This window comes from Corynebacterium mastitidis DSM 44356 (genome assembly GCF_000375365.1).
Taxonomy (GTDB): domain Bacteria; phylum Actinomycetota; class Actinomycetes; order Mycobacteriales; family Mycobacteriaceae; genus Corynebacterium; species Corynebacterium mastitidis.
Window position 1 is genome coordinate 235,616 of sequence record NZ_AQXB01000004.1, and the last position, 7,561, is coordinate 243,176.

At 66.8% G+C, this 7,561-nt stretch carries 9 protein-coding genes; 7 read left to right on the top strand and 2 right to left on the bottom strand.

Features of this window, described 5'->3' with window-relative positions; translation table 11 throughout:
• The first annotated feature begins 58 nt into the window (after positions 1–58).
• Positions 59–259, top strand: a complete 201-nt coding sequence (locus B140_RS0106515; protein WP_018118553.1) for a hypothetical protein — start codon at positions 59–61, stop codon at positions 257–259.
• Positions 260–398: 139 nt separating this feature from the next.
• Here the strand turns inward: B140_RS0106515 and B140_RS0106520 are convergent, their stop codons facing one another.
• Positions 399–779, bottom strand: a complete 381-nt coding sequence (locus B140_RS0106520; RefSeq protein ID WP_018118554.1) for an MmcQ/YjbR family DNA-binding protein — start codon at positions 777–779, stop codon at positions 399–401.
• A 113-nt stretch (positions 780–892) separates the two neighbouring features.
• Between B140_RS0106520 and B140_RS0106525 the strand changes: the two genes are divergently transcribed.
• The 5 genes from B140_RS0106525 (at position 893) to B140_RS0106545 (ending at position 5,791) form a co-directional block, all read left to right on the top strand.
• A complete protein-coding gene (locus tag B140_RS0106525; protein WP_018118555.1) occupies positions 893–1,978 on the top strand; it encodes an alkene reductase in 1,086 nt (361 codons plus the stop codon).
• 112 nt (positions 1,979–2,090) lie between these two features.
• Positions 2,091–3,098 (top strand): siderophore ABC transporter substrate-binding protein, encoded by a 1,008-nt coding sequence (locus B140_RS0106530; RefSeq protein WP_018118556.1) that lies wholly within the window; start codon positions 2,091–2,093, stop codon positions 3,096–3,098.
• 7 nt (positions 3,099–3,105) lie between these two features.
• A complete protein-coding gene (locus tag B140_RS0106535) occupies positions 3,106–4,053 on the top strand; it encodes an iron chelate uptake ABC transporter family permease subunit (protein ID WP_018118557.1) in 948 nt (315 codons plus the stop codon).
• A complete protein-coding gene (locus B140_RS0106540) occupies positions 4,050–5,039 on the top strand; it encodes an iron chelate uptake ABC transporter family permease subunit (protein ID WP_018118558.1) in 990 nt (329 codons plus the stop codon). Before B140_RS0106535 ends, B140_RS0106540 begins: the two co-directional genes overlap by 4 nt.
• Positions 5,036–5,791, top strand: coding sequence for an iron ABC transporter ATP-binding protein (locus B140_RS0106545; RefSeq protein WP_018118559.1), 756 nt, complete (start codon positions 5,036–5,038; stop codon positions 5,789–5,791). Before B140_RS0106540 ends, B140_RS0106545 begins: the two co-directional genes overlap by 4 nt.
• A 65-nt stretch (positions 5,792–5,856) precedes the next feature.
• On the opposite strand, the gene B140_RS0106550 is transcribed toward B140_RS0106545, so the two are convergent.
• Positions 5,857–6,201, bottom strand: a complete 345-nt coding sequence (locus B140_RS0106550) for a winged helix-turn-helix transcriptional regulator (RefSeq protein ID WP_018118560.1) — start codon at positions 6,199–6,201, stop codon at positions 5,857–5,859.
• Positions 6,202–6,261: 60 nt separating this feature from the next.
• Between B140_RS0106550 and B140_RS0106555 the strand changes: the two genes are divergently transcribed.
• On the top strand, positions 6,262–7,272 hold the full coding sequence (locus tag B140_RS0106555; RefSeq protein ID WP_026166077.1) for an NADP-dependent oxidoreductase: 1,011 nt from the start codon (positions 6,262–6,264) through the stop codon (positions 7,270–7,272).
• The last annotated feature ends 289 nt before the right edge of the window (positions 7,273–7,561 follow it).

Consider the following 7,561-nt stretch of genomic DNA (forward strand, 5'->3'; position numbering starts at 1 on the left):
GTGGGGTTTTGCTACGCTGGAGATTAAATAAAATCACACAAAGGCGGAGGAGTTTCCGATGGAAAAGATCAGGCGGCCCGACGTACTGGCGGCGGTGTTCATCTTTGTCGGGGCCCTGCTGGGCGTCGTGGCGATCGTGTCGGTTCCCGCTGTGTTCCATAGCGGATCGTCGTGGTCGTGGGGGATCCTCTCCGTGTCCTTTGTCGCCTCCCTGGTGGTTCTCTTCCTCGGCACGAGGTGGAATAAGAGGGCTTGGTAATGCGCGCTTAACCGGAATATACGTTGCCGTGAGGAGGGGTTCGATGCGCACGTGCATCACGCTTTTTCTGTTTATCTATTCGGGGGTCGTATCGCTCATGCTCCTGCGCAGGGGAAAGTAAGCCTCCCCAATCCAGCCCCTACGCCAGGTATCGCTCCCAGCCCAGCGGGCGTCGGCTCCGGGGGATCGCGCCCAGGACGGCGCGGTAGGAGTCGGTGAGCAGCTCGCGCAGCAGCGTCACGCTCACTCCGCCGCCCGCCCGCACTGTGATCCAGTGCCTTTTGTTCATGTGGTATCCGGCGGTGATCTCCGGGTACATCTGCCTCAGCGCCATGGCGTCCTCGGGCGCGGCCTTGAGGATTACTATTCTTTCTTTCTCGAGCACGGTGGCGAGCATGAACCACTTTCCGCATACCCGGGCGGCTTCCCAGCCGGGGGCAAAGGAATATACCTCGGCGCCGGGGAGGCTTTTGCTCAATTCTGTTGCCTCCGCGTAGAGGCGGTGTTGGTCGATCCCCATGCGGAGATAGTATCGCCCGGTAGCCGGGAGGCGGAATGGCGAGCGCAAGGCAGAGAAAAACCGCCGAGGGAATAGCAGGGAATAACAATGGTGTTTCTTGTGTTGTGCCCCGTATGACCTCACTTTTCGAGCCGCTTACCCTCGGCCGCCATACCCTGAAAAACCGCGTCACGATGGCCGCCCTGACCCGCCAGCGGGCGGGCCGCAGCGGGGTGCCCACCTCGCTGCACGCGCAGTATTACGCCCAGCGCGCCTCGGCGGGGCTGGTGGTCACGGAGGGCACGTTCCCCGCCGTGACCAGCCGCGCGTTCCCGGGGCAGGCGGGCGTGGAGACTCCCGAGCAGCGCGCGGGGTGGGCCGAGGTGGCCCGCGCCGTGCATGAGCGCGGGGGAGTGGTGTTCATGCAGGTCATGCACGGTGGCCGCATGTCTCATCCCGACCTGTTGGAGGGGCGCCAGCCGGAGGCGCCGAGCGCGGTGGCCTCGGGCACGCAGGTGCATACCTTCGAGGGCAAGGCGGACGCTCCCGTGCCGCGCCCTCTGAGCGCGGAGGAGATGCCGAGGATCGTGGAGGAGTTCCGGGCCGCCGCGCGCGGGGCGATCGACGCCGGCTTGGACGGCGTGGAGATCCACGGGGCTAACGGCTACCTGCTGCACGAGTTCCTGGCTCCCTCCTCGAATCTCCGGGAGGACGAGTTCGGCGGCAGCCCGGAGAACCGGCGTCGCCTGCCCGAGGCGGTGATCCGCGCGGTGGCGGACGAGGTCGGGGCGGATCGGGTGGGCCTGCGGCTTTCCCCGGAGCACAACATCCAGGGGGTGCTGGAGGAGGACCCGGCGGAAACGCTGGCGACCTACCGGGGCCTGCTGGAGGCCGTGGGGGAACTGGGCCTGGCCTACGTGTCCCTGCTGCACGGGGAGGCGGCGTCGAGCGGCCTGATCGGGCAGTTGGCGGAGGCCGCGCGCGCCAACGGCACCACCAGGGTGATCCTCAATACCGGTTTTGCCACGGTCACGGACGAGGCGGAGGCCCGGGGGCTCCTGGAGAGCGGGCGTGCCGACGCCGTGGCGGTGGGCAGGCAGTTGATCGCCAATCCGGACCTCGTGCGCCGCTGGGAGGAGGGGTTGGGGCTTAATACTCCCGACCCCGCGACCTTCTACTCGGCGGGGGAGCGGGGGTACGTGGACTACCCCTTCGCCTGAGCCCGGCCCCGCCCGGCGGGGAGGCGCACTTAGGTTACCTTTTCCATATTGGTGACGGATCGACTAAAGTTCCTTCTTAGGTTCCTCTAACCTTATTGATGGAAGGAAACATATGGCCCTCCGGCGCTACGCCCTCGCCTCCCTCGTGCTCTCCGCGGGTCTCGTGCTCGCGTCCTGCTCCTCCCCGCAGGACGAGCCCGCCTCCCCGGCGGGCGGGCAGACCGTGACCGTGGAGGATAACCACGGCACCAAGGAGATCGCCACCCCGGTGGCCAAGGTGGCGGCCACGGATAACCGCAGCTTTGAGATCCTGAGCGCCTGGGGCGTGGACCTGGTGGCCGCGCCCAAGCCGCTGATCCCCTTCACGGTGAAGGACTACGTGGAGGACGCCTCCATCGCGGATCTGGGCACGCACCGCGAGCCGGACCTGGAGGCCCTGGCCGCCGCCCGGCCCGACGTCGTGATTAACGGTCAGCGCTTTACCCAGCACTACGAGGACATCGTGGCGCTGAATCCGCAGGCCACGGTGGTGGAGCTGGAGCCGCGCGAGGGCGAGCCCCTGGCGGATGAGCTCAAGCGCCACGTGCTGGAGCTGGGCGCGATCTTTGGCAAACAGGACGAGGCGGAGCAGATGGTGCGCGACTTCGAGGCCGCCGTGGCGCGCGCCACGGCGGCCTACGATGGCTCCTCCACCGTCATGGCCGTGAACGTCACGGGCGGGGAGATCAACTACATCGCCCCGGGCGAGGGTCGCACGTTCGGCCCGGTCTTTGACCTCCTGGGCCTCAAGCCCGCGCTCGAGGTGGAGAACGCCTCCGAGGATCACCGGGGTGACGAGATCGGCGTGGAGGCCATCGCTCAGGCGGACCCGGACTGGTTCTTCGTGCTGGACCGCGACGGCGCCACCAGCGCGCGCACCGAGGAGGGCTACGTGAAGGCCCAGCGGCTGGTGGAGAGCAACGCCGTGCTCTCCGGCCTGCCCGCGGTCAAGGATCGCCACGTCTACTACGCGCCGCAGGACACGTACACCAACGAGTCCATCCTCACCTACACGGAGATCCTCAACGGCATCGCCAGCGCCTTCGAGTCCGGCAAGGGCAACAACGAGGAAGAGGCGTAGGGCGCCCATGCGCGTTCTCGCCGCGCACTGGACCTTCGGCCTCGCCTGCGCGGCGGTGCTGGGCTTGCTGGCGTTGTCCCTGCTGACGGGGCAGTACGACCTGTTTGGGCGGCCGGACGGCGGGGAGATGTTCGCGCTCACCCGGATTCCCCGGACCGCCGCGCTGGTGCTGTCCGGGGCGGCGATGGCGATGTCCGGCCTGGTGATGCAGCTTCTGACGCAAAATCGCTTCGTGGAGCCCACCACCACGGGTACCACGGAGTGGGCCGGGCTGGGATTGCTCTTCGTGATGTACTTCGTGCCCACCGCGAGCATCCTGGGCCAGATGGTCGGCGCCGTGCTCTTCGCCTTCCTGGGCACCACGGTGTTCTTTTTGTTCCTGCGCCGCGTCTCGCTGCGCTCCTCGTTGATCGTGCCCATCGTGGGCATCATGCTCGGGGCGGTGGTCAGCGCGGTGTCCACTTTCTTTGCCCTGAAAACGGACATGCTGCAGGCCCTGGGAACGTGGTTCGCGGGGAGTTTTACCTCCGTGATCAAGGGGCGGTGGGAGGTACTGCTGCTGGTGCTCCTGGTGGTCGTGGCGGTGTTCTTCTTCGCGGATCGCCTCACCGTGGTGGGGCTGGGCCAGGACATCGCCACCAACGTGGGCGTGAACTACAACCGCATGATGCTGGTGGGGACGTCGCTCATCGCGGTGGCCACCGGCGTGGTCACCGTGGTGGTGGGCAACCTGCCGTTCCTCGGGCTCATCGTGCCCAACATCGTCTCCATGTTTCGCGGCGACGACCTGCGCTCCAATCTCCCCTGGGTCTGCCTGCTCGGCGTCGGGGTGGTCACGGCGTGCGACCTGCTGGCCCGGACCGTGATCGCCCCCTTCGAGATACCCGTGTCCGTGGTGCTGGGGGTCCTCGGCGCCGTGGTCTTTACCTTCCTGATCGTCAGGAGGGCCCGATGAGTTCCTTCGCCGGCGCCGGGGCGCGTCGCACGTATTGGTGGGTGCTGGCGGGCCTGGTGGCCCTGGGCCTGCTGTGCGGCTTCGGGCTGCTGGCCTACCAGAACCCCATGCCGGTGGGCTCGGAGGTCTTTTGGCGCATCGCGCAGCGCCGCGCGGACGCGGTGGTGGCCATGCTGGTGGTGGCGCTGTGCCAGTCGATGGCCACGGTGGCCTTCCACACGGTGACCAACAACCGCATCATCACCCCGTCCATCATGGGGTTTGAGTCCCTGTACGTGGCCATCAACACGGCCACCGTGTACTTCTTCGGGGTGGCCGGGTTGGCCAACTCCCGCGGCCTGGGGATGCTGCTGGTGCAGATCGCCCTCATGGTGGGGCTCTCCCTGGTGCTGTATAGCTGGTTGCTCTCGGGGCGGCACAACATGCACGCCATGCTGCTCATCGGCATCGTGATCGGCGGCGGCCTGGGCTCCCTCTCCGCCTTCATGCAGCGCCTGCTCACCCCCAGCGAGTTCGACGTCCTGACGGCCCGGCTCTTCGGCTCCGTCAACAACGCGGACGCCAGCTACTACCCGGTGGTCATCCCCCTGTGCCTGGTCGCGGCAGCGTTGCTGTACCTTTCCTCCCGACGCCTCAACGCGGTGGCGCTGGGGCGCGAGGTGGCCACCAACCTGGGGGTGAACCATCGGGCGGCGTCGATAGGCGCCCTGGTGCTGGTCTCCGTGCTGATGGCGGCGTCCACGGCCCTGGTGGGGCCCATGACCTTCCTCGGGTTCCTGGTGGCCACGCTCGCCTATCAGTTCTGCGATACCTACGACCACCGCTACCTCTTCCCGATGGCGTTCGCCGCCGCCTTTGCCGTCCTGTCCGGCTCCTACTTCCTCATGAATCACGTCTTTTACGCGCAGGGGGTGGTGTCCATCATCATCGAGCTGATCGGTGGGTGCGTGTTCCTTGCGGTCATACTCAGAAAGGGGCGGCTGTGATCGAGCTGCGGAACGTGCGCAAGCAATACGGCTCCGAGGTGGGGATCGGCCCCGTGAACCTCACCATCCCGGCGGGAGGGATCACCGCGCTCATCGGCCCCAACGGCGCGGGAAAGTCCACGCTGCTCACCATGATCGGGCGTCTGCTGGGGCTCGACGAGGGGAGCATCGAGGTCGCGGGGTACGACGTCACCGCCACCAGGTCCAAGGATCTGGCGAAGATCCTGTCCATCCTGCGGCAGGAAAACCACTTCATCACCCGGCTCACCGTGCGCCAGCTCGTGGGCTTCGGTCGGTTTCCCTACAACAAGGGCCGCATGAGCGCGCGGGACGAGGAGATCGTCTCCCGGTACATCGACTTCCTCAACCTCACGGAGCTGGCGGGGCGCTACCTGGATGAGCTGTCCGGCGGGCAGCGGCAGCGCGCCTACGTGGCGATGGTGCTGTGCCAGGAGACGGACTACGTGCTGCTGGACGAGCCGCTGAACAACCTCGACATCGCCCATTCCGTGGAGATGATGCGGCACCTGCGCCGGGCCGCGGAGGAGTTTGGCCGCACCTTTGTGATCGTGGTGCATGACATCAACTACGCGGCCCGCTACGCGGACTACGTGTGCGCGGTCAAGGACGGCGCGGTGGTGAGGTTTGGCCCCACCGCCGAGGTGATGGATAGCGCCGTGCTCACGGAGATCTTCGATTCCCCGATCGAGGTGATCGAGGGGCCCTCGGGGCTGCTGGCCTGCTACCACTAGGGGAGTGATCGCCGGGTGCGGTGGGCTGGGGGCGAGCACCCACCCCGGCGGGGGGGGGGCGTCGATCAGCGGGGAACGCGCGTGCCGTCGATGTGCTTGAGCCCCCACTCCTGGAGGGCGAGGAGGATGGGCGCGAGGTCGCGCCCCTTGGCGGTGAGGACGTAGGCGGCGCGCGCCCGCTGCCCCTCCTCCCGGTAGCTTTCCTTGGCGAGGATGCCCGCAGCCACCAGCTTGCGCAGGCGCTGCGCGAGAAGGGTCTTGGGGCAGCCCAGGCTGCGTTCGAGCTGGCCGAAGCGGTGCAGCCCGCGGTAGACGTCGCGCAGGATGAGCAGGGTCCATTTTTCCCCCACCACCTCCAGGCTCGCGCCGATGGGGCAGCGGGAGTCCGCGTTTCTCGGTGTTGTGGTCACGTCACACTCCTGCTAGGTTTAAAAAATGTACTTAGATAATCTACTGGTGAGAGGCCAAAAATGAAAGCGTACGCGCTGACGTCCTACAAGAACGAGGGGACTATGCAGTGGGTGGATCGAGAGGTTCCCCAGCCGGGTCCCCGGCAGGTGCAGGTCAGGGTCCAGGCGGCGGGCCTCAACCCCCTGGACCGCATGATCGCGGGCGGGCAGTTCAAGGGGCTGCTTTCGTATCGCCTGCCGCAGGTCATGGGGCAGGAGTTTGCCGGGGTTATCACCCAGGTGGGGCCGGGCGTGAGCCGGTATTCCGTGGGCGACGCCGTCTTTGGCCGCCCGGCGATCGGCCGGATCGGCACGTTCGCGGAGTACCTGGTGGCGGACGCGGCGGACATCGCCCCCGCACCTAAGGGACTCGCCCCGGAGGAGGCGGCGTCCCTGCCGCTGGTTCTCCTCACCGCCATTCAGGCCTTTACGGAGAAGGCTCGGGTCAAACCCGGGGACAAAGTATTCATCCAGGGCGGCAGCGGCGGGCTGGGGTCCGTCGCCGTGCAGGTGGCCAAGCACCTGGGCGCCACCGTGGCCACCACGGTGAGCACCCCCAACGTGGAGGTCGCCCGCAGGCTCGGCGCCGACGTGGTGGTGGACTACCGCACCCAGCGCTACGAGGACCACGTGCGGGACTACGACGTTGTCCTCGATACCCTCGGCGGCGAGGAGACGGTGCGCTCCATGGGTGTGCTGCGCCGCGGCGGGAGCATGGTGTCCGTGGTGGGCGCGCCCGACGCCGACTTTGCCCGCGAACTGGGCAAGCCCCTCCTGATCCCCGTCATGTGGGCGCTGGGGGCCAAGGTGTGGCGGGAGGCCGGGAAGCGGGGGATCGGCTACAGGTTCCTCTTCATGCGCGCCAGCGGCCAGCAGCTTGCCGACGCCACCCCGGCGATCGAGTCCGGCGAGATCTCCCCGCTCGTGGGAAGCGTGCTGCCCTTCGCCCGGCTGGAGGAGGCCCTGGAGACGTCCGCCGCGGGCAAGGGCGGGCCAGGCAAGATCGTGGTGACGATGGATGGTGCCTCGTAGGCGCTCTGAAAATGTGCCTGTGACCTGGTTGTTTGTGTGGGTGTGGGTGGGTGTGTAGATTAGTGCGAGTCGCCGCGACAGCAACCAACCAGGTACTAGCCGGTTGGGTTTGTGGTCGGTGGTGGTGTTGTGTGAGAACTCGATAGCGTACTGATGCACTTGATGATTATAGGAATCTCTTGTGTGCAGAAACACCCAGCATGCCATATGTTTGTTGGTGTTTTTGTTCATCCATCCACCCCTTATGTTGCCACGCCTGGTGGTGTGGCGCGTGGGGTGTGTGCCAGTC

Excerpts from the sequence above, each read along its gene's own strand:
- B140_RS0106515 (WP_018118553.1), top strand. The coding sequence starts at position 59 with ATGGAAAAGATCAGGCGGCCCGACGTACTGGCGGCGGTGTTCATCTTT.
- B140_RS0106520 (WP_018118554.1), bottom strand. The coding sequence starts at position 779 with ATGGGGATCGACCAACACCGCCTCTACGCGGAGGCAACAGAATTGAGC.
- B140_RS0106525 (WP_018118555.1), top strand. The coding sequence starts at position 893 with ATGACCTCACTTTTCGAGCCGCTTACCCTCGGCCGCCATACCCTGAAA.
- B140_RS0106530 (WP_018118556.1), top strand. The coding sequence starts at position 2,091 with ATGGCCCTCCGGCGCTACGCCCTCGCCTCCCTCGTGCTCTCCGCGGGT.
- B140_RS0106535 (WP_018118557.1), top strand. The coding sequence starts at position 3,106 with ATGCGCGTTCTCGCCGCGCACTGGACCTTCGGCCTCGCCTGCGCGGCG.
- B140_RS0106540 (WP_018118558.1), top strand. The coding sequence starts at position 4,050 with ATGAGTTCCTTCGCCGGCGCCGGGGCGCGTCGCACGTATTGGTGGGTG.
- B140_RS0106555 (WP_026166077.1), top strand. The coding sequence starts at position 6,262 with ATGAAAGCGTACGCGCTGACGTCCTACAAGAACGAGGGGACTATGCAG.